This window comes from Aureibaculum flavum, from assembly GCF_016406085.1.
Lineage (GTDB): Bacteria > Bacteroidota > Bacteroidia > Flavobacteriales > Flavobacteriaceae > Aureibaculum > Aureibaculum flavum.
This window is the reverse complement of record NZ_JAEHFJ010000001.1, coordinates 522,149-548,635: the sequence shown is the minus strand read 5'-3', so window position 1 is coordinate 548,635 and position 26,487 is coordinate 522,149. Positions and strand designations below refer to the sequence as shown.

The following is a 26,487-nucleotide window of genomic DNA, read 5'->3' as shown; positions in this document are numbered from 1 at the left end:
TAACACTATCCGCTACTATTTATAAGTACCCTTTGCTATTTTTGATGTATAAATGTAGGTATGAAAATATCATTAACTACTGAAAATGGTAACATCTGTTCATCCGAATTATAGGCACCACCTGTAAAAACAGCAACCATATCTAATTCAGGGAGCACCATAATATACTGTCCTCCGTTGCCTGTTGCTGTTTTAGAAACAAGTACTTTTTCGTTAACAGTAAACGGAATGTTCCACCATAAATAACCATAATCAATTGCCGTAATTTTAGTTTTTGGAAGGGTTGATTCTTCTATCCATTTTTCCGATATCAATTGTTTTTCATTCCACTTGCCCTTATTGAGTATCAATTGTCCAATTTTTGCCAAATCACGTGAGGTCATATACAATCTCTGACCTGAAGGAATAATCTCTTTGTTGGAAGTATGGCCCCAACTTACATTGGTAATACCTAATGGGGTGAATAAATACTGCTCCGCAAACTTATCGATCGTCATCCCTGAGGCCTTACTCACTATTTCAGCTAATAATATGGTGCCCATAGAGCAATAATTTGAAACGGTTCCTGGCTTATATAACATTGGAAGGTTAAGCGTGTATTGAATCCAATCCTTTTTTTTATGAACTTTATCTTCTTGTCCTTTTGATTTCTTATCCCAATCATTACAATCGAGCCCAGTAGACATTGTAAGTAAATGGCGTATTGTAATACTGTCTTTTCTTGGGTCACTATTTTTATTGGGCACTACTTGTAGATATTTTGATATTGGGTCATCTATACTTTCGATAAATCCATTGTCAATTGCAATTCCCGTTAATAATGATCGAATGCTTTTTGTTACAGAACGAAGATCATGTGTTTTGTTTACTGAGTTTCCTTTAAAGTATTCCTCAATAATAAGTTGGTTGTTTTTCACCAATAGAACACTATGGATTTCGTTTTGCCTTGTTTTTATTTGGTTAAACATCTTATAAACCAATGCGGTGTCAACCTGTTGTAATTGCAGGTTCGTTGTTTTCCATCCATCATTAAGACTTTTGGGTTGAGTGTATAAATATGTGTTTTGTCCATGACAAAACGGACTTATACTTAAGATGAAAATTGTAAATAATGTTATATTTTTCATAGTGTAGAGAACCAATTATTTTAAGTATTAAACGGTTATTCTTTTTACAACAATAAATAGACCATAATTCAATTAATGCAGTGTGTTATTCGTTTTTTTTAGGTATTTTTTTACAAATGCAAGCGTATTGTTTTGTGAACGATGCGTAAGATTTAGTCAATACTATAGATAGTAAAGGTTTTATTACTTAACCTTTTTTGTTGATTTATAAAGGGTAGCTTCAGCTAAAGGGTTTATAGAATCATATGCTCTAGAGTAATATTCCACTTTAATAGTATTTTCATTAATTCTACTTACAAAGGCTTCAACACCTTGGTCACAATTTGAAATACCATAGGCAATGTTTTCTTTAAAAACGATTTCTTTTTTGTTCTTTTTTAATAAGGTCCAAACGCCTCCGCAAGATAAATCGGGATATTTAATGCTAATATGTTCTTTGTCAGTGTAATTTAAGTTGACCTCCCAAGTTTCACCACCAACTTGATTGCCTATACCTTCCCAATTTCCTGTTAACCATTTAGAGCTGGAACAAGAAGTAATTAAAACTATAAATGGTACTACTAAAAGGATCAATTTTATATTTTTCATGGTGTAGGGAATAATGTATTATAGACTTATGGTGCAACTTAATTTAGCCGTCAAAATTGGTGTTAGTCCAAAGTTAATATATTTTACCTAATGAAATTAGATTATATATGTAATACACATTGCTAGTGACAAGTAATAACAAATTTATTTCCTTTCCAATCCGCAGCTAATTATGGACATAGGCAGCACATAACCCATTGAGAATCTGGTTGGTTATAGTTGAAAATTTCATTTAACGGAGTAACCAATAGTAATAAAACAAGAGCGACAGCAACAATTTTAGCATAAATCGAAACTTTTTTAGATTCGACGTACTTAAGATTGATAGTATTAAATTTTTGTTCCATGCTCAAAGATAAAAATAAAAGATAAAACAGTTAGGTTTTATAAGTTAACATTCTTTTTATCTTTTTTTACCAAATTCTAATAATTAATTATAACCATTCTTATATGTTTTAAATTTTTATATCGAATCAAAATAAAATATGGCTGTTACAATCATAGCCAAACTAACCGTAAAAATTGAAATTTGCTTTATATATTTTTTCATTTCTTCAGTTGTAATACTAAAATAGGAATAGATTTCTCTCTTGATTAAAAATGTAATAAAAACGACATTAATAATTAACCCTATTAAAAACTCGCCCATATCACTTTGATCTGCATACTCATAAAATGTTATAAATAAGAGTATAGATATAACTGAAGCTACTCCAGAAATTAGATGATTGGAAAATAATAATATCCAACCCCACTTTTTTTTCTTGTATAAAAGAAATACTATTACACTTAAATAGGTGAGTCCTAAACCGTAATAAATAAGTGTAACAAAATCTAGGTATGAGTTTAATGCTGTTATGATTTCAATTAAAATCCAAACAACTTGAATCCCAACAAGAAACAAGAAAGAGTTTACCCATTTTTCTGGGGTTATATCTTCACCATTAGAAAAAATTGGTTTAAAAAAATCTATTGCTTTTTGTTGAAATGAAGAAATGTAATTTGGGCTATCTATTTGTTTGTCTTGAGCTTTATTATAATGTAGCGTAGCATAATTTATTTCTTCTTTACTTATATTTCTTTCGATAATAATTTCATGAGCTTTTTTGACTGATTCTATTTCGTAAATGTCGGGATCAAGGGTGATTTCAATCAGTTCTTGATTTGTTAGAGTACTTAAATATTTGGAGTAATCTTCTTTCATTTACTTCCTTTCCAATATATTTACTTGTTCATCTTTGGCTTCATAGCGAATGGCGGTATACGATATGATTTTCCAAGCCTTATCCTTTTTTATTAAAGTTATGGTTGCTTTTGCTACACTTTTTTCTCCTGAAGGGCTGGTCCAAATTTGGTCAAAGGCTACCCAAGCTAAATTGGTATCATAATAAATATCATAGTTGGTGTTTTCAAAAGTAGACGTTATGGGCTCAGGATGCTCCTTAAAAAAGATTTCTAATTTTCCGCCATTGTTAGTCCATCCTCTATCTTGAGAAAAACCGGCATCATTTACATTTAAGCGTAATACATCATTGGTGTGGTCCCAGTACGAAGCCCATTTCTGATAATCTTTCTCCATATAGGCATAAGTTTCTCCTTCTACAAAGGTTTTAAGGGTTTCCTTAATGTTTTCTGAAACTGGCGTTTTTTCGTTGTTGCAAGAAAATAGTAATGCAACACACATTACAAAGAGGTATTTATTCATATTGGGTTTGTTTTAGGCTAAACATTTGTAAGTATAGTTAATAATACGGAAATTATTTCTTTTTATTATTTTTTATGTTGAAAGCTTGTTTTACCACAATACTTTGTAGGCAAACGTCATATAATAGATATTTTCAATTCCAAAGTATTAAAATAATTGCCATAATGTTAAATATAATTTACAAAAAGAACTATATTTGTAAATTATATTTTACGTTATGACAAAAAAGAAGATGGTAATATTACCAAAGACTAGAAGAATTCTCAATGATTTGGGAGAGAACATTAAGCTTGCCCGCTTAAGAAGAAAATTCAGTTCTCAACAGGTGGCTGAACGTGCGAATATTAGTAGACCCACTTTGTCTGCAATTGAAAAGGGTAAACCTACAGTAAGTATTGGGTCGTATTTACTTGTATTACAAGTATTAGGATTGGAGAAAGATTTTCTTCTTCTTGCTAAAGATGATGAGTTAGGAAGAAAATTACAAGATGCTAATATTATTACAAATGAGAGAGCACCAAAACGAATAGATAAAAATGGCTAAACAGAACAATAAAAGGTCTATTAGTGTATATGCAGATTGGTTAAGTATGGAAAAACCTCTACTTATGGGGATTTTGCATTCTGATAGATTAAAAGGTAAAGAGATATTTTCTTTTGAATATGATAGAGATTGGTTGCAAAATGGTCCAGCACAGTTATTAGATCCTAGTTTGCAATTATATTCCGGCCTACATTATCTAAATGAAGAAAAAGATAATTTTGGAATATTTCTAGATTCATCACCAGATCGTTGGGGACGAATTTTAATGCGTAGAAGAGAAGCTGCACTTGCTAGAACTGATAAAAGAGAAGAGAATAAATTATTTGAAACAGATTATCTTCTTGGAGTTTATGATGGCTATAGAATGGGAGCATTAAGATTTAAATTGGATGAAGAAGGCCCATTTTTAAATGATAATAAAAATATGGCAAGTCCACCATGGACCTCTCTTAGAAAACTAGAACAAATAAGTTTAAGGTTGGAAGAAGATGATGTTACAGAAGATCCTGAATATTTAAAATGGTTAAGTATGTTAATTGCTCCAGGAGCTTCATTGGGTGGAGCAAGACCTAAAGCAAGTATAATAGATAATGATGGTGGCTTGTGGATAGCAAAGTTTCCGAGTCGAAATGATCAAGGAGATATTGGAGGATGGGAAATTGTAACTTATGAATTAGCTATAATGGCAGGGGTTAACATGGCAGAATCTAAAGCACAAAAGTTCTCATCAGATTATTATACTTTTCTCACTAAAAGGTTTGATCGAAACAATGATGGACAACGAGTACATTTTGCTTCTGCTATGACAATGCTTGGATATACAGATGGCCAGGACTATGCTGATGGTGCAAGTTATTTAGAACTTGTTGAATTTATTCAGAGAAATGGGGCCAATGTGGACCAAGACTTAGAACAGCTTTGGCGAAGAATTATATTTAGTATTTGTGTAACAAACACAGATGATCATCTTAGAAATCATGGGTTTTTATTAACAAATGACGGTTGGATATTATCACCGGCTTATGATATTAATCCAATTGAATCTGGGGCAGGATTAAAATTGAATATTTCAGATGAAGATAATTCCTTAGATTTAAATCTAGCAATGGAGGTATCTGAATTTTTTAGATTAACTGAAAAAAGAGCAACTGAAATAATAGATGAAGTTTTAAATGCTGTTGCCAATTGGAAAGAAATAGCAATTAAGTATGGAATGTCTCGAGTTGAACAAGAATTGAAATCCTTGGCGTTTAAGACAAAAAGAGGTTAAAGCAAAAAATATCTATATCTAATTTTGGGTTTTATGTTTCTCTAGGTGTATCATTTCGTTGCGTTTTTAAGAACCTAAATTTAGTAAATACAAACGGAATATAATGGAATGATTGTACTGTCACTTTAAGATTCGTAATTGGCGAATACCTTACAATAAATTAAATATACTGTAACCAATAGTTTATGAGTTTATTTTTCAAAAATGGCAACTGCCCTAACAGGAGAGCCAGTTCCTCCTTTTATTTTTAAAGGTAAGCCTATAAATCTAAACCTTCCTTTGTCAATTAGTAAATGAAGGTTTATCATGTTTTCGTAATGTGTAAAATTCAGTTCTCCACAAATATGATGAACTTTCTTATTTGATATTCCAGGAACTCCAGGTGACATTGTTTCAACTCCAAAAGCAGATATTTTCTTTTCTCCAAGCCATCTTGCTGAATCAGTTGTAATTCCGGGACCATTACTCCAATTTTCACTATTAAAATATTTTCGATAATGGTCTGTATAAAATAAAACGGTGTCTCCTTTTTTTATTTTTAAACCAGCTTTTTTACAAGCCTTTTCAATTTCGTTTGGTTCAATTAATTCTTTTAATCCTTTATGTGAGAAATCTAAACAAATACCTTCTGTATAGAACATTGATAAAGGCATTTTGTCAATTGATTTTCCTTTATGCTGAATTTCCATATGGTTTATGGCGTCAACATGAGTTCCAGTATGTTCTCCTAATTCTAATTTATGGACAGCAGGTGTTTTTGTCTTTGGATTTTTTATACCATTCCATTCTTCGTGAGAATTATGAATAGTCATTTTAACTTGAGGAAGGTCTTTGTAAACAGGCATTCCTTCGTAAATTTCTTGACTCAAATCAATAATTTCTGTCATTCAGTATTGTTGTTTTTTAATAGGTGTTAACTGTCTTGTATTTGTTTTACGCTAAATTACAAATTTGTTTTAAAATTACTTAATTCATGCACTTACTGAATTAAAAGCTTAATTTTTCCGCTGGTATTTATAACTACAACCTTCAATACAAATGGGTCCGCTAGTAGGAGTGAGGATAAAATAATTGGAGTATAGCTCTATATTATAGGTTATGATACCATTTTCATTTTCTGATATTGTTTCAAAACCATCACAGTCATATTCTAAAAATAATTTATTTTCATTTACCGAGAAATTCCCAGTACTACATTCCGTATAGTTGTTAGATGAAAATGTACCATCTGTTTTAAATTTTATTTCTTCTCCATTTTCTACATCAATCCAGTATTGAGGGCCACCGTCACTAATATAAGCTTCATTTTGTTTCCATTCACCAACCATTAACGTTTCATTGGCTGTTAAGGGTTCGTCAGTAGCATCATCACAAGCAATAAATAATACTAAAATTGAGAATAAATAAAAAGAAGTTTTCATAGGTATGGTGAGTTTTTATAGAGATGTGCTTAACTAAGATTGGTTGCTTCGTATGAATAATTTATTCCTATTCATTTATTATTAATTTATTACACTTAAAATAAGACCTATTAATATAAAAATTAATGTAGTTACTAGAAATACTTTTTTTGATTTATAAATAGTTGAAATTAAATTCCAACAGAAAAGGTAGATAACCACTGGAAGCATGAAGCCAGTGAGTGGAAAATCTTTTTCAATTGTTAATGGAGTACCTGCCATAAACCAAAACATTCTCAATAGAAATAGTAATGTGCCAAAGAGAAGCCAAATTGAATTTGTTTGAGACATTCTTAAACGTAATCTTATTTTTCTATTTGGTGTAAATGGATTACTCAGCTAAATATAGATAGTATAACAAAACGCAAAGCCAACAGATGTGAAACCTATTAAATAATAATAATACGTATTGATTTCATAATCCCATTTCCACTCGTTGATAAACACTCCGAAATTAGCCACCTTTAAGGTAAATCTGAATAGATAATTTAGAATGATGCTATAACCAATACCGACTAAAATACCACTATAAAATTGGAGTTTTCCAATTTCGTTTATTGTAAATTCAGATTTTAGTTTTTTCAAAATAAGGAGCATTAAAATAAAAATTCAAAACACCAAATAATAGTATTTTGAGCCTAGAATAATAGTGTGTAAATTTAATGAAGAAATTGTTTGTTTTTTAGCTCAGTTCTTTGTTGTAGCCAGTTATTTTTTCAGAAGTTCAGAAATATCAAATTTTCCGTTTTTCCAATATTTAATTGTTCCTTTATGAATTTCAGAATTCTTTTTTAATCGTAAAAGAACAGAATTCAAATGTTTTTCAAATACACTATCTGTTTTTTTCATATCGTTCAGACTATCAAGAATGATTTCCATTAGCGTTTCTTTTTCCGCTTGTGAAGAATTCCGATTATCATATTCTGTTATGAATTCAGCAATTCGATTTGAGTCAGATATTTCCCATTCCCAATCTTGCATATTTTCGTCAAATTCCAAATTCAGTTTTTCGGCTAACTTTTTCCGAGTTTTTTGATTTGGAATAAAAATTTCATTTTCAGCACTCATTTCTTTAATTGGCTACGTTTGGCTATGTGCCGTTAATTTTCTTTCGTAAAGCTATAAAGTTAATAGATAAAACACAGACCATTTCGCTTTTAAAATATTTTTTTACGTTGCCCTTGAGTTTACCTAAACAATACCTACTAAGAGCATGTGTTGTTTGAAGAAAAAATATTTTAAAAGTATTTGCTCCAAAACTCAGTAAATAAGCCATAATTAATGGCATATACTCGTTGTTAGCATACTTTATTTTTATATTGCAATTGTTTTGAAAATAAACGATTTTGATAATTCCATTTTATTATTGAAATTTTGAAAAGCATTTACTGGGTCAATTTTTGGATAATTTATTTTAGAAAAATTCTCTCTGTCTAATTGAATAGAATAAATATAATCATCTTTCGTTTGTCCGTCTTTTTTATCTATTCTTTGAGTGTAAGCAGAAATTTCAACATTTTCAATTCCAGCAGAAGCCATAAATGAAATTCCAGCAACTAATAAGCCAAGTCCAGTTACACATTCTGCATATTCCTTTTTTAATTGTTTTTCACTTTTCTTTTTTACCGATATTTTTCCTGATTGTAAAATTGAAGCAGTTTCTTTTGGTAAATGTTCTATTTCTGGTAAATCTAAATCAATTAAAAACGTTTTATTTTTCTCATCATATTCAAAGTCAATAAAAAATTCAGGCTTTATGTCAATTTCATTGAGTACTGTTTCAAAATTGTTCAAAACATAAAATTCAGTTGCATTTAAATTACCTATTAGATTTTCCTTTTCACGTTCAAAACTTTTATGATAATTTATATTTTTATCTTTTTCTTTTGTTTGTTCAGAATTCTCAAAATTTTCTTTTTTTGTTTTCCAATTTTCAAGGGATTTCTTTAATTCTGTTTCTAGATTATCAGCTATAAATTGAGTTCTTTTTTTCTTGTTTTTCCAAAATAAAATAGAATTAAACTTGCTTTTAGCTTCTTTTAAAAGTTCTTTTTCAATAGAAAACTTTGAAGGCTTTAAAATGTCAAATCTTTTCTTTGCGTATTTTTGAGGTTTTAATTTTTCAATTTCATCTTGAATTTCCTTTTTAGTAATAGGTTTAAGAATATGTTTGTATAAATCTGTAAATTCAGTCGTTTCTTCAATTATTAAGTTATAATAACGTTTGTAAATTTTTTTAAGATTCTCTTTGTATTCAGGTGTTCTTTTAAGCTTATTTATTGTTTGTTGTGATGTGATATTTTCCCCGTTATTATCATAGATTTCAACTATTGGTTGATAATCTTCGTTTAAGTCTAACTTTACTCCAACTTGTGTTTGATTTTTAGAAGCAGAATTACTGTTAATTGTGCTTTTTTCAGATTTTGAAATTTTTGTTCTATTGTACAAACCTGTTCCGGGAATTCCTGTATTCAAATACGCTCCAGTTTTTCCAATATTTACACTTGCTCCTTTTGGTCCTAAAGTTGTACTAATTCCAGATTTTGAAAGATTTATATTTAAACCTGGGGCAAGTTTAATTCTATTTCTATATCTCATAATTTCGTTTGGTTGACTAATGTATGCTAACGTTTGGCTATGTGCCGTTAATTTTCTTTGATAAAGCACTAAAGTTAATAGATAGAACACAGACCTTTTCGCTTTTAAAGTATTTTTTTACGTAGCCCTTGCGTTTCCCCAAACAATACCTACTAACAGCATGAGTTATTTGAAGAAAAAATATTTTAAAAGCACTTGCCAAAACCCCAATAAATAAGCCAAAATTAATGGCATATAGGTGGTGTTGTGCATAGTTATTTTTTCCGCACTCTAACTATTTCTTGTAATAAGACATCTAAATCATTGCTGAAATTTATTTGTGTTCTATTGGGTAAGTTTTCTTGTTTTCTTATATGAGAATGCAAAAAAGCATCAGCAATTTTTCTACTTGAACTATTTAGGTTTTTCATACTTTCTTTGAAACTATGAGTTCCGTGACTTCCACAAACATCAGCAAAATTAGCTTTATTAAAAACTGGCGGAATATGGTCAATAATAGCTCTGACTAATGGTGGAATCGACAAAAATAATCCGTGTGAGTAAGCTATATTCAGTTCAGTTAGAAACGCCACAAGTTTTGTAAAATCAAAGTCGTCGTCATCTATTCCATTTAGTTCATCTATCCGTTCAGGGTCAACATAATTTTCTTTAACTGATGTTCCAAGTTTGACATCTTTCAAATAGCCATAGTCATTAGTTATAAAATCATCCGTTACTCTTGTTCCAACTTTTTCTAAAATTTTTATAGGAAGCCATTCGCCAAATCCTAAATAACCTCTTTCTATTAAGTCTTGAGATTTACAAGTTTCCCAAAGGTCTTTTTCAGTTTTCAGTTCTTGATGTTCAAATGTGAAAATTTGGATTTCGTGTAACTTCGTAAACCAATATTTTTTACCTTTTATAAAAACGGTGTCTTTTCCGTATTTGTAAACGTCCAATATTTTGTCTAATTCTTCTTCATTTGCGTCTAAAATATTAAACGTTCCGCTTTGATTTTTGATGAATATATTATAGTTCAATTTTATTTTTTTTAATTATGCACAACGTATGGGTTTAGGTACCATTACCTATATACCCAATATATTTTTAAGTCGCAATGAAAACAAAAACTAATTTCTAAAAAGAGGAGGTTTAGAAGAGTTAAGTGTTTGTCAGCGAGCGTATTCAAAGTTAATAAATAAAAAGTATTAGTTGTTTGTAGTTACTACTATTTTATGAACAGGGTTTTGTGCGTAACTATTTACGTTCTTTCAACACCATATCAATGGTTATGGCACTTGATAGAATTGCCATTTTATTAGTTACATCGGTATAGCTGGCATTAAAATCTACATTATACTTGTCTGCGGTGGTAAAAATTTCTTTCATAGCACCATTCCATTTTTTACTGATGGTTCCTATAGGTTTATCATAATTATCTTTAATTTGAAAGTTCCATGCTTTCCAATCGCCATTAATTTCTGCCATCATTTGTCCAGATGTATTAAATATTTTAAAAGTGGGTTTAAAAAATTTAAATTTCTGTTTAATAGAACCAATAGTAGTGCCTTTAGCATCATCAATTACTATGGTAGACATAAAGAAGGTCCAACCTCTAGAAATTGTTGTTTGCAATTTGCCTGCAGTATCTTTTATTTCTAGTTTAAAAGGCATCATGCTTTTGTTTAAGAGTAAACTCAGGGCTTTTTGACCAAATGATAGCTTTTGGTTTACAGAACCTATCTCTTTTCCTTTGTCATTAAATACCTTATAACTGTTTTCAAACTTAAAATAATTAACTTTTTCATCAATAAAATAACTGTTTGATTCAAAAAAATTGGAATTCATCTTTTTTATAGCTTTAATTTCTTTTCGAACTATTTGGCTGTTCAATTTCGCCTCGTTTTTTTATTGGTAGCTGGACTCCAATGTATATGTTGCTCGTTGCTCTTTTTACGAAAGGGTATGGGGTATACCTTTATGCAAATCGTTTCTAATTCCTAAATATGCCAATTATTATGTCCCACATTCCATATATTACTTTTTTTGAAGTTGATAAAGGTTTTTCCTGATTAGGGTCTTCCAACCAAAAATCACAAACATCACAAATAATTTCATTTTTGTAGGTTACACGTTCTTCAACTCCGTCCCATGTTGCAACTTCATCCGCAATTCCAATTCCTCCACCAGTAGTTGTCCATGCTACACTATTCACTCTAATTTTATCTGAATAACATCTAGGACATCTTATTTTTTTATCATCCAATTTTGATTTTGGATTTTCAGAAATCAATTTGTCAATTTTAGATTTGTTTAAATTTCTTTCGGCCAAATATTCTTTTATTTTAGATTGCGTAACTTTCATATAGGTCGGAAGTTTGAATTTGGAAAAATATGCCAATTCAAAATCATCAAATTCAGTAAGAAAGAATCTTATTTTGCTCATTTTTCACGTCTGATCTCTAGTATATTTTTTCCTATTGTTTTTATCACTATGTAAATCAAGTATCCAATTACAAGAAGATTGATCATGTGCCAAATATTTAATCCAATATAATTTACCTTTTGTTCAAGGGACATACTTTCTAAGCTCCAATATTCCCCTTTGCTTTTATCATAGAAATTGTCATAATTCATTAGCATTAGGCCAAAAAATATGTAAACAGCTAAATCAAAAAGAATCAGTCCGAAAGCAATAAAAATATTCTTTATTGAAAAGACTCTTTTCATTTTATCTATCCTATATTGAGTAGGAGTAACGTAATTTATGAGCCAGCTTTTTAATCAAACATATAACTATATAATTTATCTTTTTTGTATGCTTTAATGGCTTTTTTTATTTTTTTTGAGGGTTCAATTTTAGCAAAATTTTCAATGTAATCAAGTACTATTTTTGCTCCATTTAATTGAATTTCTCGTACGGCATCACGTTCCATAAAATTTTTCTCCTTTTGTGCTTGAATATCCACATATCTATTGTTTTCAAACCGCTCTGTAAGTAAATACTTGGCCATACCCGCCATATACATATTCAGCATTAGTGATTTGTTACTGAGATCCTCTGCTAATTTACCACCTATAATTATGGCATATTTGGAAGTTCCATCCATCCATTTAATCATGCTTTTTAATGCATACTTGTAATTTTCAGTCTTTTCGTTATGCTCATGAGTTAGCAAATAATCAACGGCTTTTAGAATGTCTTTATCAGCTTCATCATATTGTTCTTGGGTATCAAATGTTAAAATTTTCTCATAAAGTGCCTTAAAATTTTGTGCATTTACAAAAGTTACAAAGCAAATGAGCGTAAATGTTGTTATAATTTTTTTCATACGTAGTTTTTGAATCGGTTGTCATTTTAAGTTTTGTCCAAACAATATTTAATTTCTAAAAATTTAAACTTAGTATAAATAAGTGTTTGTTAGCGAACCATTCAAAGTTAATAAATTAAAAGTACTAGTTGTTTGTAGTTTCATGTATTTTATAAATGGGGTTGTAGTTATAATAATTTTTTTAATTCCCTCTCGGCGGTTAATGATTAAGATTTGGCGACCTTGTAAATATACCCAAGACTTTTTTATACATCTTTATTACGTGCAGGCTTTATTCAGATTTTTCTAGTTGTCCTACTTTATTCCAATTGGGGTCAATTTCCATACTTATGTTTACATAAATATTTCCATTTTTCGTTTTTAGTGTTGTTCCACTTTTTAAATCTCCGTCGATTTCTTCTGGTTTTAATTTAAACATTGCACCAGTAATTGGGTCAATAATTAATCCTATGGTTCCTCCAATTAGTACATTTCCGATGTACCAAGCGTTAAATTTTTTAACTAATTTAGTTTCATATGATTTATATCCATCAAGTTTCACTATTAATTGATATTCTTGATTTCTTTTTAGTTTTTTTTCAACTGGTGTTTTTCCAATTTCAATTTCGTTAATATAAACTTTGGCAGAACTTGGTTCTGAAGTTATTCCTACGGTTTGTCTTGAGCCAGAAATAATTGTTGCACAGCTGGAAAGTAATACAATTAAAGAAAGTAGAATCGTCTTAATAATAATTTTCATTGGTAGGCTTTTTTAGATTTAGTCAAGTTTTAATTTGTATTGAGGTAGTGATGAAACATCTCCAGAATATTTATAGAATTCAATTTTTAATCGATAGCAAGTGCTCCATAAATCAGGCTTTTTCTTTTCTATCACTTTTACAATATTTGCTCCATTTTGTCTTGCTTCATTTCTTGCTTGATTCATTAAACTATTAAAACTACAGTCCGTGGTAAATGCGGAATCTTGAAATCTCATTTCACCGACTTTAACAATATTTTCTGGCAAATTGTGTTCGATATCTAAAAGTGCTACTTTTTCATCAATTGACAATTTTGATTGTGGATTAGTAAAATTTGTGGAAATTTTTGGACTACAACTTGTAATTCCGATTACTGTTATTAAAATCAATATTTTTTTTATTTTTCTCATATGCTTGTATTTTTCTAGATTACGCATAATTAATTGTAAAAACGTTCCTATACTTCGGGAGCGTTTATATCCGTTTTGGTTTTAAGTTTCATCAAACAAAACCTAATTTCCAACTAATATCTATAGAAAAAATAAGTGTTTGTCAGCGAACCATTCAAAGTTAAACTATTTGAACAACTAAATGTTAAAATGAGAGCACTGTTTTATTCACAATTACGGGTTGTATTGTGTTTCAAAAAACGATGGAGAGATTGAATTAATAAATTCAATAAAATACTGGGGTGTCGTATGTTTTACTGGTGATACGCTTGGTTATGAGCTAATGTGGTTCCACAATTAACACAAGAGCCAGCTGCACCAGAGCCTCCAGCACATCCTTTACTACAGGTATAATGCCAAACGCCATTTGCATTGGTAGCACTTGTTGTAGCAGGTGGTACAACAAAGGGAGCATTTGCATTAGGACCAGCAGGTGTTGGTGTACTTGTACCATGATATACCGTATTGTGTACTAACGGGTTTCCGCAAGTCTCACACATGCTAGCTGCACCAGCACCGCCAGCACAACCACTTAGGCAGGTAAAGTGCCAAACGCCACTTGCATTTTGAGCAGGCTCTCCTGTAATGGAGTTGGTGGTATTGGTCTTCGTTTTAGGTGTTGCTTTTGGGTCAATTCTACAAGAATATAAAAAAGTGACTGAAATAAATATAAGTAGTACGCTATTGCTAAGATGTTTCATAAAATTTTGGGAATGGATATTTGTAAAATCTATTTATGAGGTAAAAATACATTATTTATTTTATCATTTACTGCTCCATAAATAGCTTTAACATTTTAAATAGTAGTGTAGCTGTAATGTCCTATTTTACTGTCTATTTTTCTTCACTATTTTTACAATTCTACTATAAAATATCTCTGATAAATTCCAGTTGTAGCCGTCAAAATTTGTAGTACTCATAAATTGAATAACTACGGTGTCAATGTCGTTGTGGTATTTTGCAATGCTTTGGTAGCCAGGTACCAATCCGGTGTGATCATACTCATAAATAGAACTGTAGATTTCTTGTTCACCTTTGTCAAACACAGTACCCTCATTTAATGCTCGTATAAATATACCCACGTCTTCGGCAGTAGCTAACATACCCACATTATCTGTTTTAAAATCGTCGTCATAACCCACATAATAACCACTCATTACATCATCTATGTTTACTTCACTCAAAGATCCAAACGTGTTTTTCAGGCCTAAAGGTGTTAAAATAACTTCCTTTATATATTGGTGGTCATCATAACCCACTGTTTTTTTAATAAGCCTACGGAGTAACAAATAATTGGTGTTTGAGTACCCATAATCAGTATCGGGTTTAAAGGTTGGTGGCATATCTAATGCATACGCAAGGGCTTCTTTATTATTTTTTGACGGATTATCCCAAAAATGAGGATGATCTACGTAATTAGGAATGCCACTACGATGTTGAACCATCATTCTGAGGGTGATTTTATCTGCATATGCTATTTTTCCTACCAATTCAGGAAAGTAATGGGCAAGGGTTTCATCTAAAGACAACCGTTTGTTGTGTACCAGTTTTGTAATGGCAACAGCCACATACAACTTACTTATACTGGCAATCTTAAATAATGATGTTGGATCGGCAGGCGTTTTTTCTGCTCTATTTTTATATCCTGCTGCGTAAAATTCTGGCGGCTTTCCTGCTTCATCAACATACACAATCATGCCGTCAAAACCGTACGTTATCGCCTCATTTAATTGTTCTTGAACAGTATCAGGGAGTGGCATTATCCATGCTTTTACAAGAATCCACGGTACAAAGTAGAGAGAGCCTATACTTGCCATAATAAACAGGATTCTCAGTATGCGTTTTATTTGCGGTTTCATAATAAAGTCATATTTGCAATCACTCGTTTTTTAAGTGTCTATCGTCAAATTTAATTGCTAAATAAAAAAAAAAGTAGCCATTTAGATACAGATTTCTTCAAGTAACAAGGTATTCAAAGTTAATAAATTAAATTTATGTGGTATTTATATCAATGTGTTTTCAGCACTTTCCATTAGTAGTCCACGAATTTTCAAGCTTTGCGTTGCTCATAATAATCCAATACATGTTTCGGAATTTCTAGTTGTTGAGGTAAGCCTTTATCAGCAATTGGGTATTCGGCTACTTGCTTTAGGGGAACTAAACCTGCCCACACTTCTAATTCGTAATCTTCAGGTTCGTCACCTACACCCACATCTCTTATTTTAGCAGAGGCGGTTTCAATAGTCATTTCTACCACCAAGGTTCGGTCAATTTCTTCTGGGTGCATGGGTCTAATACCATCCCAACGTCCTTTCATCATATGTTCCATAAAACAGAATAGAGCGGCCTCTTTTTCTTTTGGATTTACTATTTTTTTTACCGTACCAAATACCGTTGCAGAACGGTAATTTACAGAATGGTGTAAACCAGAACGTGCCAACACCAATGCATCTAAATGCATAACTGTCATGCTCATTTGTTTTGCTTCTACTAAAGCGAGTAGCATTCTGTTGGCTTGCGAGCCATGCAAATACACTTTGTTGTCTTTTCTTCCATACGCCATGGGTAATGTAATGGCTCCGCCTTCGTAAACATAACTCACATAGCCTATAAAACCGGCATCTAAAATGGTGTTTATCTTTTCAACGTCATACGTAGCTCTGATTTGTCCACGTTTTACCCTGTTTAATTTCGATTTTGAATAGGATTTCATTGTGCTATTTTTTTTGAGAAAATTATATTTTCATATCCTTTACCATTAACCTTAAAAATATATTCGCCCACGTTTTTAAATTCATTTCTTTCGTAGAATCTGATGGCCCTATAATTTTTTATATAAACAGAAAGCCACATGGTATCTAATTGTAATATTTTAGCTTCCGCCTCTAAAAAGTGTAGTAATTGTTGCCCAATTTTTAAGGGTATAAAATCATTTAAAATGTAGATTCTTTCTAATCTACAGTTGTTTTTTGAAACTACATTTTCTTGATGCTCGTTTACTATTAATTTAGCATAACCAGCTGGTAAACCTTCTACATATATAATATAAAACAAGTTTTTAGGATTGTTAAAGTCTTGTTCTGTTTTAGAAACTGAAAAATTTTCGTTAACATAGTTTAATAAATCTTTTTTATCATCAATATAACCACCATGAGATTCAGAGAATGTCTTATTTGCCAATGAGGCTAATACTGCTATATTCTTTGCCGTAGCTTTTTTTATCGTAACCATTAATGCTTTTTTTAATCTTAATTTTCTTGGATCATTGTTTTGTGTGTAACTAATACGTGTTGAATATATAACATTTTTTATTTTATCTTTTTTCTGGAGATATCTTTTTAAATATCTCGGTATTCATGGCATCAGTGGCTGTGTTTGGTAAAGCTTTGTTGCAATGTTCGAAATTGGGTCTTATTGCTAACAAACTATAAATATTTATTTTGAATGGTTTCCATATGCCAAATGTCATGACCTATAATAGTAAAGGCGGCTGCTCTTGCTGACATTGCACTACCGCTAGAATTCCCTACAAAAGCTAAATTTTGGTCGGTTAAACTGTTTAATAATGAAATGGAATGGTTACGGTTTGTAGTAAACTCGTTTAGTAAATTGGCAATCGTTTTTTCATCCGCTCCAGAGGGTGCAATGTAATCATCTTGATCGTATCCTGCCAAGGCCGTTTTATCTTGTCTGGCAATTCTAAAACACCGATACATAAAAATACGTTCGGTATCTATTAAGTGTTGTAATATTTCTTTGATGCTCCATTTTTCTGGTTGATAACGATGCGTTAATTTTTTTTTAGGTATGGATTCAAAAAAGTTAATTATTGTTATTTTTCCAGTTTCAAAGCCTTTTCTAAGTTCCGTTTTGTTGGATAACTTATCAATATATCTAAAATAATAGTCATCAAATTCTGATGAGTTTAAGTCTAGTTTTGTCATTTCGGTTGTTTTATACTTCAAAAATAATATATTTGTGGACTGTTATAATCATCCAGAATAGATATAATCAATAGTCCAGATGTTTCCATACAAAACCAGTATTCAATTTGATAGAAAAAGCAATCAGGCATTGTATTTACAATTGTCTAATCAAATAATTCAGTTGATAAAAAATCAAACCTTGGTGCCTACCACCAAACTTCCTGGTAGTAGAACATTGGCAGCACAATTAAATGTGCATCGGAAAACTATTGTTGCTTGTTATGAAGAGTTGTTGCTTCAAGGATGGGTAGAAAGTATTCCTAAAAAAGGAACTTTTGTCCATCGTAATTTACCAGTATTGAATCAGCAAAAGTTAAAGGATACAGAAGTTTCTGATTTAAAAATAAATGCCGGCTTTTCTTTTTATAAGAATACTATTTCACCTAAAAACCTTCTCATAAGAAAGGAGAATTTCATGTATTTGGATGATGGTATTTCAGATGCGAGATTAACGCCCATGGATGAAATTGCAAGAACCTATCGACGGATTTCTTCCAAAAAAAGCGTTTGTGAACACTTATCTTACGGTTCTACCTATGGTAATGATACGTTGCGAGAAGTTTTAGTGGCTTACTTAAATGAAACTAGAGGTTTACATATTTCTAAGGAAAATGTATTGATAACGCGGGGTAGCCAAATGGGAATTTATTTATCTTCACAATTACTGCTGCAAAAAGATGATGTAGTGGTGGTAGGAAACACCAATTATTTGTCAGCAGATACTACTTTTTTAAATCAACACGCTACCTTAGAACGTGTTTTGGTAGACAAAGACGGAATAGTAACTGATGCCATTGAAAAATTGTGTAAACGAAAACAAATAAAGGCGGTATATGTTACTTCGCACCATCATCACCCAACAACCGTAACGCTTTCCGCCAAAAGACGAATTCATCTTTTAAACCTTGCAAAACACTATAATTTTGCAATTATTGAAGATGATTACGATTACGATTTTAATTATAACCACGCTCCAATTTTACCATTAGCGAGTCACGATACCAACGGAAACGTAATATACATTGGTTCGGTTTGTAAAACGGTGGCTCCTGTTTTTAGAATTGGTTATTTAATTGCTTCTAAAGAATTTGTAGATGAAGCCTCGAAATTAAGAGGTATTGTAGACAGGCAAGGGGATGCATTGTTAGAATTGACGTTTGCTGATTTTATAAAGTCGGGCGATTTAGATCGGCATATTCGTAAGGTGATGAAAATTAATCAGCAACGACGTAACTTGTTTTGTAAACTGCTAAAAGAGGAATTGGGCAGTTGTATTACGTTTGATACGCCAATAGGAGGAATGGCGGTTTGGGCAAAATTGAATTCAAATTATTCTTGGGCAACTGTTGCTGAAGTGGCTAAAAAAAACCAATTAGAAATTGGCAATTGGCAACGATACGATAGTGCCAAGTTAGGCCATAATTGTATCCGTATTGGTTTTGCATCTTATAATGCAGGAGAAATTCAAGAATTGATACGCCGATTAAAGAAAACAATGGAAGAAACCATGGAAATGTATCGTTGTCCTCAACTTTTTTGAAATCATTTAGCTATTTCAAATTTATAATAATTTCTTCGTTTGAATTAAAATCCCATCATTATAAAGTTCTTCGAGATAAGGTTTGTCGCTACCTAACTTATACCTTTTCAACCATCCATTACCTTTCTTAAAGCTTCCTATGTATAGAAAGTTAAAGTTTTTGTCAAAATACCTTACATCATAAAGTTTGTTATCATTGTAAATTTCGTCTAAGAATATTTTACCGTTTGGGTGGTGAAATATTATGTTCTTTTTAGGGCAATTGTCACCATTTTTCCAACTAGTAATGGGGGTGTTATAATCATAACAGAGCTGTGTTAACAACCCATCAACATATGTTTTTGCCATATTTATAGTGTTTTTAAACTGATATTTGTTGTTCACTTTCTTTAAACTTCTGGAATAAAGTACACCATTGCCATTTTTAAATGTGCCCATTTCAACTGGCTCTCCATCTTCATTATAACACTTCATATTGTAAAGTCTATTATCAACATAATCTTTCTCTCTTATAACCTGCCCGTTTTTATAATAGGTATAAATGGAATATGTTTTTTCGTAAGAAGTTCTATAATATGATAAATAACCGTTAAAGTTTTTTGAAAGTGTATTACTTTCATAATCGTTAGTAAAAATTTCTTTGATTTGACTACCATTTTCTCTAAAAAAACTCTCAACAATTAAATTTTTTTTTAAATAAGTAATTGATTTGTATTTAAATAGGGTGTCGGTTCTAAAGTTTTTATTCCAATTAACTTTTCGGGGGTAAAATGTTGTTTTTATATGGGTAGAATCATTTCGTTCAATTTCATTTTCAAGTTGATTAAAATAATCGAACGTATAGGTTTTAGCATTAATACCATTATTAAAATGCACAATTGAGTCTATGTTGGGGTATTTAATTCTATAATTTTCTTTTGCAATCCCTCTTGGTTCTCCATAGTATTTCCAAGTACCATTTTTTACTCCATTAACATAAGTACCTTCTGAGAAAATATAAAGGGTGTCCTTTTGGGTTGTAAAATATTTGGGATTGTAATATGTAATCCATGCCCCTTCTTTGAGACCCTTTTTAAGTTTTCCTTGGAACAAGAATTTTTTAGAACTTTCCATTTCTTCATAGTGCTCCACTTCAACAGTTTCAATGGTTTCAGCGGGTTCTAAAGTTTGACCCATAGTAATTAAGGGTAATTGAAATAATAGAATGGCTATAATGATTTTCATGTATATAAAGTTGCTGCTTAAGTTGTGTTGCATAAATGTACATTTTCTACCATAAAAAGTGAAGCGTCATATGTGTTATTTCCAAACAACAGGTATATTTTTAAAAGCAACACTTATTGTTTTTTGTGGACCATTACTTTTTGTATAAAATTCAACGACTAAGCTTTTAATAAATGGAGTTCCTTCTATTGCTCCTTTTAATGTAGCAGAGAATTTTACAGGAACATCATTAAATAATTTATCTACACGTCTACCAAGTCCAATGTTCAGTTTTGAGTACTTTAAGCTATTTCCTTTTGGGTCAAAAGCTTCTGTTCTCCCAATCTGCATCATTCTCAATACGCCTTTATTTATCATTATTCCTTCTACATGTATTTCTGCAGTGTTCGCATCTCCAGTTGCTGACGTAATTTTAAAGGTAACATCGTTACTTTCCGTAGAAATTTTAGAATTAATTAAATGGAGTGTTTCTTTATAGTATGCTATTTCTTTTTGTTGTTTTGCAATGGCATCTTTTTGAGTTGCAATTTTGGCTTCCTTTTTATTTAGTTCTGTTTTAAATTGATCACACTCTTCTTGAGCGAAAGCTGAGGTTAAAGAAATGATAGTGAATAGGCTTAAAAGTTGTAGTTTTCTCATTTTATTAAAGTTTTCGTTAGTAAAAGTAGAGGTTTATCTAAAACCTTGCCAACTTCTTAATATTCTGTTAAAATAAATTCTAATTTTAAAAAAGGGCTAGAAACACTACTCTGTTACATATGTTATTTTTATTAAAGGCGTGTTATAAACAGTTAAAAAAGCTAGAGAACTAAATACTGCCTGCTGTAAACTTTTTTTACTGTCCACTTTTTTCATACTTTAGCCCGCTCACATATGTATTGCATGACGCCAACTATTGAAACTAAATCTACTGCTGAAATTCAACATTTTCAGGAAGAGAAATTACAGATCTTATTAACGTATCTTCAAGCAAATTCTAAGTACTATAAAAATGTATTTGCCACCAAAAACATAGCTATTTCTAGCATTAAGACACTGTCTGATTTAGCTAAAATTCCGGTTACTACCAAAGATGATTTGCAGCTCCATAACGATGATTTTTTATGTGTGCCTAAAAACGATATTGTAGATTATGTTACCACTTCAGGCACCATGGGTAATCCCGTTACATTCGCATTGACTGATGCTGATTTAGATCGGTTGGCCTATAACGAAGCCATTTCTTTTGCCTGTGCTGGTGTTACTAAAAATGACACTGTGCAGCTAATGACAACGATGGACAGGCGATTTGTTGCAGGTTTGGCGTATTTTTTAGGAGTTAGAAAATTAGGAGCAAGTATTATTAGGGTAGGAGCGGGTATACCTGAATTACAATGGGATTCAATTTTAAAATTTAATCCCAAGTATTTAATTGCAGTACCTTCTTTTTTATTAAAATTGATTGCTTATGCCGAGGCCAACAATATAGATTACAATGCGTCTAGCGTTAAAGGGGTCATCTGTATTGGAGAGTCATTGCGTAATGAAGATTTTTCATTGAATCTGTTGGCGAATAAAATAACTTCAAAGTGGAAAATTGATTTGTTTTCTACCTATGCATCCACAGAAATGAGTACGGCTTTTACAGAATGTGAAGCTAAGCAAGGCGGGCATCATCATCCTGAACTGATTATAACCGAAATTTTAGATGACGATAACAATCCAGTAAAAGAAGGTGAGTATGGCGAATTAACCATTACTACCTTAGGTGTTGAAGGAATGCCATTACTGCGGTTTAAAACGGGAGATATTCTTAGAGAGCATCGAGAACCATGTGCTTGTGGTAGAAATACAATGCGTATGAGTCCTGTTATGGGTAGAAAAAAACAAATGGTAAAATATAAGGGCACCACGTTATATCCACCAGCTTTATACGATTTGTTAAATGATTTTGATGCCATTGAAAATTACATCATAGAAATTTCTCATAATGACATTGGTACGGATGAGATCTTGATAAAAATTGGAACAGAATCACCTTCCCACGAATTATTAGACCGTATTAAAGACCATTGTCGTGCCAAGTTAAGAGTATTGCCAACGTTGGAAATACATGATATTGAGTCTATTAATGCGTTGAAATTCCCTAAAATGAGCAGAAAACCTATTTTGTTTATTGATAAAAGATAATTTTGTATATTGATTGGAAATGCCATATTTTTAAAAAAAAATATTGTTGCATCAAGTCTAAGATGTAAATAAAGTTCCCGTTTTTTAAGCTGTATTACAAGATACAATGAGCCTACGGCCAATAGAAACAGGTATAATCAAATCATTATATGACAATAACCAAAGAAATTGCTACTATTTTTGAAACCATTGCACCTTACAATCAACAGCAGATTGATGCTGCCTTACAATGGTTAACTACCAATACTAAATTTAAAAATGGGGTACGTTATATTTATCCTGATTGGTCAGATGAGGAGATTGTATATAAACTAAATAAATGTAATAATTGTGCCGATTTTCAAGTCAACTTTATTGAACCGATGATTCGTTCGTTGATCGAAAATTCTATTCATAATTTACACATCACAGGCCTAGAAGACGTAGCTAAAGCAGGGAATAACTTATACATTTCTAACCATCGCGATATCTTTTTAGATTCAGGTTTGTTGCAATATACATTATATCATAGAGGGTATCCGTTTACTGAAATCTCTTTAGGCGATAACCTCATTGTAAATTCTGTAATGGAACGTGTGGCAAAATTGAACAACATGTATACGGTTTTTAGATCGGGTACTCGTGTGGAGTTGTTGCAAAATGCCAAGAATTTATCTGCCTATTTACGATATTCTATTTCTCATAAAAAGGTTTCTTCATGGATAGCTCAGGGTAATGGACGTACAAAAGATGGTAACGACAAAACTTTTCCGGGTTTAGTGCGGATGCTGTTAATGAGTGGTGGCAGTAACTTGAAACAATCCTTAAAAGACTTACATATTGTAATATCTTCCGTATCTTACGAATATGAACCTTGTGCGGTTGAAAAAGCAGTGGAGTTGCAGACAAAAGATGAGTTAGGTCGTTATAAAAAAGCAAAATTCGAAAATATAAATAGTATAATTAGAGGTGTTGAAGAACCTAAGGGTGATGTAAGCTTACATTTTGAAAAGCTAAATGTTGAAAAGATTGATTTTTCAGGCGATTTAAAATCAACAGTTAGGGCGATTGCCGATGAAATGGATAGATTGGTGTATAAAAACTACAAGTTATTTAAAACCAATTATATGGCTTATGATATGTTGCATAAAACCAACCTCTTTGTCGATTTTTACACACGAGAAAATTTAAATGAGTTTAAAGAATACATGCAATCCCAAAGTAATGACCTTGATATCCAAGAGCGTTTACTGAAGATGTATGCAAATCCCGTTATAAACAAACAACGAAATGTTAACTAAAGTCTATGGCAGTGCAGTTTTTGGTGTAGAAGCGACCACAATTACCGTTGAGGTAAATATTGATAAGGGTGTTGGTTATCATTTGGTGGGTTTGCCCGATAATGCAGTAAAAGAAAGTAATTTTAGGATTGCTGCTGCTCTAAAAAACAATGGCTATAGTATTCCAGGGAAGAAAATTACCATAAATATGGCTCCTGCCGATATGCGAAAAGAAGGAGCCGCTTATGATTTAACCTTAGCTGTTGGTATATTGAAAGCTTCTTCACAAATTAAAGGTGATACCATTTCAGACTATTTGATAATGGGAGAACTGTCATTGGATGGTGGTTTACAACCTATTCGTGGTGTGCTGCCAATTGCAATTAAAGCTAAAGAAGAAGGGTATAAAGGTTTTATTTTACCAAAACAGAATGCTAAAGAAGCTGCAATTGTTGAGGACTTAGAGGTATATGGTGTAGAAAACATAAAAGAGGTTATTGATTTTTTTGAAGGAAATTCTACCTTAACACCTACTATTGTTGATACTAAAAAAGAATTTGAAGATAATTTAGAGCATCCTGAATTTGACTTTTCAGATGTAAAAGGACAGGAATCTATTAAAAGATGTATGGAAATTGCCGCTTCTGGTGGTCATAATATTATTCTAATCGGTCCTCCAGGTTCTGGAAAAACCATGTTGGCCAAGCGTTTACCGAGTATTTTACCGCCAATGACCTTGCATGAGGCGTTAGAAACTACCAAAATACATTCTGTAGTGGGTAGGGTGCAAGCAAACTCAGGGTTAATGGGGCAACGTCCGTTTCGTTCGCCGCATCATACAATAAGTGATGTCGCATTGGTTGGAGGTGGAGCGTATCCACAACCGGGAGAAATATCATTATCTCACAATGGTGTGTTATTTTTAGATGAATTACCAGAATTTAAACGCACGGTTTTAGAGGTAATGCGACAGCCATTAGAGGATCGGGAAGTTACTATTTCACGTGCAAAATTTACAGTTACCTATCCCAGTAGTTTTATGTTGGTGGCGAGTATGAATCCAAGTCCAAGTGGTTATTTTAACGATACTCCAGGTCATGTAACTTCTTCACCTACAGAGATGCAAAGGTACTTAAGTAAAGTGTCAGGTCCATTGTTAGATCGGATAGATATTCACATAGAAGTACAGCCTGTACCTTTTGAAAAGCTTTCTGAAGAGCGAAAAGGAGAGTCTAGTAAAGTTATAAGAGAGCGAGTTACCATGGCACGACAATTGCAGACGAATAGGTTTGAAGGCAGTCAGAAAGTGCACTATAACGCACAGATGAATGTGAAGCAAATTCGTAAATATTGTAAGTTAGATGAGGCTTCAACGTCTTTATTAAAAACGGCGATGGAACGTTTAAATCTATCTGCCAGAGCTTATGACAGAATATTGAAAGTAGCAAGAACCGTTGCTGATTTAGATAATTCTGAAACCGTAAAGCCTGATCATATCTCAGAAGCCATTCAGTATAGAAGTTTGGATAGAGAAGGGTGGTTAGGATAATTTTTACTAAATTTGACGCCATAATGCGTTTGATTTTTAGTTAAATAACCTAATTCCGATGCGTTTATATAAAACAACCCCTACTACAATGAAAAATTTATATGTATTACTGATGTTATCGGTGGTAATTTCAGTAAATGCCCAATCAAAGGCAAGCACTAAAATACTAACAGAGACGGAGTGGATCAATAAGGATTTAAATTATATCCGCTTTGACAATGATGCCGTTATATATAATTTTGACAATACCAAACAGCAAGTTCAATTTGATTTAGAGAATAAGAGTTTGTCGTTCAAAATGAATTATAGATTGGCTGGGGATTTTAAAACGGAAGAATTTAAGTTCAAAATTAAAGAAATTACTAAGAATAGATTGGTCATTGTTCCTGTCAACTCGCAAAGCAATGAAAGTTATAATAAGCTAGATGCAAGTGCTTTAGCAAAGGAAAAACAGTATATTTTTTACAATAGAGGTAAGTTGTTGTCTAAGGTTAATTTTAAGACCTTAACTTTTCATTCTTCTACTTGTTTTGGTACCTGCCCGTCAATGTCAGTTCAAATTAATGTGGACGGAACTGTATTTTATCGTGGTAAGAATTATGCAGAAGTTCAAGGTGATTTTATTGGAAAGTTGACAAAGCAAGATGTTTATGAATTGAAAAAGATTCTTAACAGAAGCCAATTGTATACTATTGATAAAGATTGGAAACAAAAAACTAAACGTAACGACACGCCTAGGTATACTTATATTGTTGATTTGTTTGATGGTGAGAAGATAGAAATTAATACGAATGATCAGCATCCCGTATTGGATAAGCTTTCAGATTTTTTATTGAATATTGATAAAAAAACAGACCTATTAGAAGCTGACGAAACACATAAATTTGAGAAGTCAAAATTGAGTTTATATAAGATTTCTCAATAAATTAGAAGTTCACTTTTTTAATAAAAATGTATTGTAGTAGTGT

The 26,487-nt window shown here is 31.7% G+C and carries 29 protein-coding genes; 7 read left to right on the top strand and 22 right to left on the bottom strand.

What is annotated here, in order from left to right; genetic code table 11:
* Nucleotides 1-35: 35 nt before the first annotated feature.
* The 4 genes from JBL43_RS02400 to JBL43_RS02385 form a co-directional block, all read right to left on the bottom strand.
* Nucleotides 36-1,127 carry a serine hydrolase domain-containing protein gene (locus JBL43_RS02400; protein WP_198839876.1) on the bottom strand — a complete coding sequence of 364 codons (1,092 nt, stop codon included), beginning with the start codon at nucleotides 1,125-1,127 and terminating at the stop codon, nucleotides 36-38.
* A 183-nt stretch (nucleotides 1,128-1,310) separates the two neighbouring features.
* Nucleotides 1,311-1,715, bottom strand: a complete 405-nt coding sequence (locus JBL43_RS02395) for a hypothetical protein (RefSeq protein WP_198839875.1) — start codon at nucleotides 1,713-1,715, stop codon at nucleotides 1,311-1,313.
* 463 nt (nucleotides 1,716-2,178) lie between these two features.
* The gene (locus tag JBL43_RS02390) at nucleotides 2,179-2,919 is read right to left on the bottom strand and encodes a hypothetical protein (protein WP_198839874.1); all 741 of its coding nucleotides are present in this window, start codon (nucleotides 2,917-2,919) and stop codon (nucleotides 2,179-2,181) included.
* Nucleotides 2,920-3,420 (bottom strand): hypothetical protein, encoded by a 501-nt coding sequence (locus tag JBL43_RS02385; protein WP_198839873.1) that lies wholly within the window; start codon nucleotides 3,418-3,420, stop codon nucleotides 2,920-2,922. It lies immediately after the preceding gene.
* A 217-nt stretch (nucleotides 3,421-3,637) separates the two neighbouring features.
* Between JBL43_RS02385 and JBL43_RS02380 the strand changes: the two genes are divergently transcribed.
* Nucleotides 3,638-3,964: a helix-turn-helix domain-containing protein gene (locus JBL43_RS02380; RefSeq protein WP_198839872.1), complete on the top strand. Its 327-nt coding sequence runs from the start codon at nucleotides 3,638-3,640 to the stop codon at nucleotides 3,962-3,964.
* Nucleotides 3,957-5,234: a type II toxin-antitoxin system HipA family toxin gene (locus JBL43_RS02375; RefSeq protein ID WP_233098667.1), complete on the top strand. Its 1,278-nt coding sequence runs from the start codon at nucleotides 3,957-3,959 to the stop codon at nucleotides 5,232-5,234. Before JBL43_RS02380 ends, JBL43_RS02375 begins: the two co-directional genes overlap by 8 nt.
* A 191-nt stretch (nucleotides 5,235-5,425) precedes the next feature.
* Here JBL43_RS02375 and JBL43_RS02370 read toward each other — a convergent pair whose 3' ends face one another.
* The 16 genes from JBL43_RS02370 to JBL43_RS02295 form a co-directional block, all read right to left on the bottom strand.
* Nucleotides 5,426-6,121: a cyclase family protein gene (locus tag JBL43_RS02370; RefSeq protein WP_198839871.1), complete on the bottom strand. Its 696-nt coding sequence runs from the start codon at nucleotides 6,119-6,121 to the stop codon at nucleotides 5,426-5,428.
* A gap of 108 nt (nucleotides 6,122-6,229) precedes the next feature.
* Complete coding sequence (locus JBL43_RS02365) at nucleotides 6,230-6,655, bottom strand: hypothetical protein (protein WP_198839870.1); 426 nt, start codon at nucleotides 6,653-6,655, stop codon at nucleotides 6,230-6,232.
* Between the two features lie 378 nt (nucleotides 6,656-7,033).
* Nucleotides 7,034-7,279, bottom strand: coding sequence for a hypothetical protein (locus JBL43_RS02360; protein WP_198839869.1), 246 nt, complete (start codon nucleotides 7,277-7,279; stop codon nucleotides 7,034-7,036).
* A gap of 123 nt (nucleotides 7,280-7,402) precedes the next feature.
* The gene (locus JBL43_RS02355; protein ID WP_198839868.1) at nucleotides 7,403-7,762 is read right to left on the bottom strand and encodes a hypothetical protein; all 360 of its coding nucleotides are present in this window, start codon (nucleotides 7,760-7,762) and stop codon (nucleotides 7,403-7,405) included.
* Between the two features lie 246 nt (nucleotides 7,763-8,008).
* Nucleotides 8,009-9,292 carry a DUF4236 domain-containing protein gene (locus JBL43_RS02350; protein ID WP_198839867.1) on the bottom strand — a complete coding sequence of 428 codons (1,284 nt, stop codon included), beginning with the start codon at nucleotides 9,290-9,292 and terminating at the stop codon, nucleotides 8,009-8,011.
* 254 nt (nucleotides 9,293-9,546) lie between these two features.
* Nucleotides 9,547-10,311 (bottom strand): hypothetical protein, encoded by a 765-nt coding sequence (locus tag JBL43_RS02345; RefSeq protein ID WP_198839866.1) that lies wholly within the window; start codon nucleotides 10,309-10,311, stop codon nucleotides 9,547-9,549.
* A gap of 217 nt (nucleotides 10,312-10,528) precedes the next feature.
* Nucleotides 10,529-11,119, bottom strand: coding sequence for an LURP-one-related/scramblase family protein (locus tag JBL43_RS02340; protein ID WP_198839865.1), 591 nt, complete (start codon nucleotides 11,117-11,119; stop codon nucleotides 10,529-10,531).
* Nucleotides 11,120-11,264: 145 nt separating this feature from the next.
* Nucleotides 11,265-11,717, bottom strand: coding sequence for a hypothetical protein (locus JBL43_RS02335; RefSeq protein WP_198839864.1), 453 nt, complete (start codon nucleotides 11,715-11,717; stop codon nucleotides 11,265-11,267).
* A gap of 334 nt (nucleotides 11,718-12,051) precedes the next feature.
* Nucleotides 12,052-12,603 carry a hypothetical protein gene (locus JBL43_RS02330; RefSeq protein WP_198839863.1) on the bottom strand — a complete coding sequence of 184 codons (552 nt, stop codon included), beginning with the start codon at nucleotides 12,601-12,603 and terminating at the stop codon, nucleotides 12,052-12,054.
* Between the two features lie 271 nt (nucleotides 12,604-12,874).
* Nucleotides 12,875-13,342: a PEGA domain-containing protein gene (locus JBL43_RS02325; protein ID WP_198839862.1), complete on the bottom strand. Its 468-nt coding sequence runs from the start codon at nucleotides 13,340-13,342 to the stop codon at nucleotides 12,875-12,877.
* A gap of 18 nt (nucleotides 13,343-13,360) precedes the next feature.
* A complete protein-coding gene (locus JBL43_RS02320; protein ID WP_198839861.1) occupies nucleotides 13,361-13,753 on the bottom strand; it encodes a hypothetical protein in 393 nt (130 codons plus the stop codon).
* A gap of 293 nt (nucleotides 13,754-14,046) precedes the next feature.
* Nucleotides 14,047-14,493, bottom strand: coding sequence for a hypothetical protein (locus JBL43_RS02315; RefSeq protein ID WP_198839860.1), 447 nt, complete (start codon nucleotides 14,491-14,493; stop codon nucleotides 14,047-14,049).
* A 126-nt stretch (nucleotides 14,494-14,619) separates the two neighbouring features.
* Nucleotides 14,620-15,651 (bottom strand): serine hydrolase domain-containing protein, encoded by a 1,032-nt coding sequence (locus tag JBL43_RS02310; protein ID WP_198839859.1) that lies wholly within the window; start codon nucleotides 15,649-15,651, stop codon nucleotides 14,620-14,622.
* A gap of 191 nt (nucleotides 15,652-15,842) precedes the next feature.
* Nucleotides 15,843-16,505, bottom strand: coding sequence for a pyridoxamine 5'-phosphate oxidase family protein (locus JBL43_RS02305; protein ID WP_198839858.1), 663 nt, complete (start codon nucleotides 16,503-16,505; stop codon nucleotides 15,843-15,845).
* Complete coding sequence (locus tag JBL43_RS02300) at nucleotides 16,502-17,023, bottom strand: GNAT family N-acetyltransferase (protein WP_198839857.1); 522 nt, start codon at nucleotides 17,021-17,023, stop codon at nucleotides 16,502-16,504. The genes JBL43_RS02305 and JBL43_RS02300 overlap by 4 nt, the downstream gene beginning before the upstream one ends.
* 194 nt (nucleotides 17,024-17,217) lie before the next feature.
* The gene (locus JBL43_RS02295; protein WP_198839856.1) at nucleotides 17,218-17,736 is read right to left on the bottom strand and encodes a DinB family protein; all 519 of its coding nucleotides are present in this window, start codon (nucleotides 17,734-17,736) and stop codon (nucleotides 17,218-17,220) included.
* 79 nt (nucleotides 17,737-17,815) lie between these two features.
* On the opposite strand from JBL43_RS02295, the gene pdxR reads away from it, so the two are divergent.
* Nucleotides 17,816-19,318, top strand: coding sequence for a MocR-like pyridoxine biosynthesis transcription factor PdxR (pdxR, locus tag JBL43_RS02290; protein ID WP_198839855.1), 1,503 nt, complete (start codon nucleotides 17,816-17,818; stop codon nucleotides 19,316-19,318).
* 21 nt (nucleotides 19,319-19,339) lie between these two features.
* Here the strand turns inward: pdxR and JBL43_RS02285 are convergent, their stop codons facing one another.
* Both JBL43_RS02285 and JBL43_RS02280 read right to left on the bottom strand, forming a co-directional pair.
* On the bottom strand, nucleotides 19,340-20,542 hold the full coding sequence (locus JBL43_RS02285) for a hypothetical protein (RefSeq protein ID WP_198839854.1): 1,203 nt from the start codon (nucleotides 20,540-20,542) through the stop codon (nucleotides 19,340-19,342).
* 75 nt (nucleotides 20,543-20,617) lie between these two features.
* Nucleotides 20,618-21,181 (bottom strand): hypothetical protein, encoded by a 564-nt coding sequence (locus tag JBL43_RS02280; RefSeq protein WP_198839853.1) that lies wholly within the window; start codon nucleotides 21,179-21,181, stop codon nucleotides 20,618-20,620.
* A gap of 234 nt (nucleotides 21,182-21,415) precedes the next feature.
* Here JBL43_RS02280 and flxY point away from each other — a divergent pair, with 234 nt between their 5' ends.
* From flxY to JBL43_RS02260, 4 genes are all read left to right on the top strand, one after another.
* Nucleotides 21,416-22,711 carry a flexirubin biosynthesis putative acyl-CoA ligase FlxY gene (gene flxY, locus JBL43_RS02275; RefSeq protein WP_198839852.1) on the top strand — a complete coding sequence of 432 codons (1,296 nt, stop codon included), beginning with the start codon at nucleotides 21,416-21,418 and terminating at the stop codon, nucleotides 22,709-22,711.
* Nucleotides 22,712-22,860: 149 nt separating this feature from the next.
* Nucleotides 22,861-23,991 (top strand): lysophospholipid acyltransferase family protein, encoded by a 1,131-nt coding sequence (locus JBL43_RS02270; RefSeq protein WP_198839851.1) that lies wholly within the window; start codon nucleotides 22,861-22,863, stop codon nucleotides 23,989-23,991.
* Nucleotides 23,981-25,519 (top strand): YifB family Mg chelatase-like AAA ATPase, encoded by a 1,539-nt coding sequence (locus JBL43_RS02265; RefSeq protein ID WP_198839850.1) that lies wholly within the window; start codon nucleotides 23,981-23,983, stop codon nucleotides 25,517-25,519. The genes JBL43_RS02270 and JBL43_RS02265 overlap by 11 nt, the downstream gene beginning before the upstream one ends.
* 88 nt (nucleotides 25,520-25,607) lie before the next feature.
* On the top strand, nucleotides 25,608-26,444 hold the full coding sequence (locus tag JBL43_RS02260) for a DUF6438 domain-containing protein (RefSeq protein WP_198839849.1): 837 nt from the start codon (nucleotides 25,608-25,610) through the stop codon (nucleotides 26,442-26,444).
* Nucleotides 26,445-26,487 lie beyond the last annotated feature (43 nt).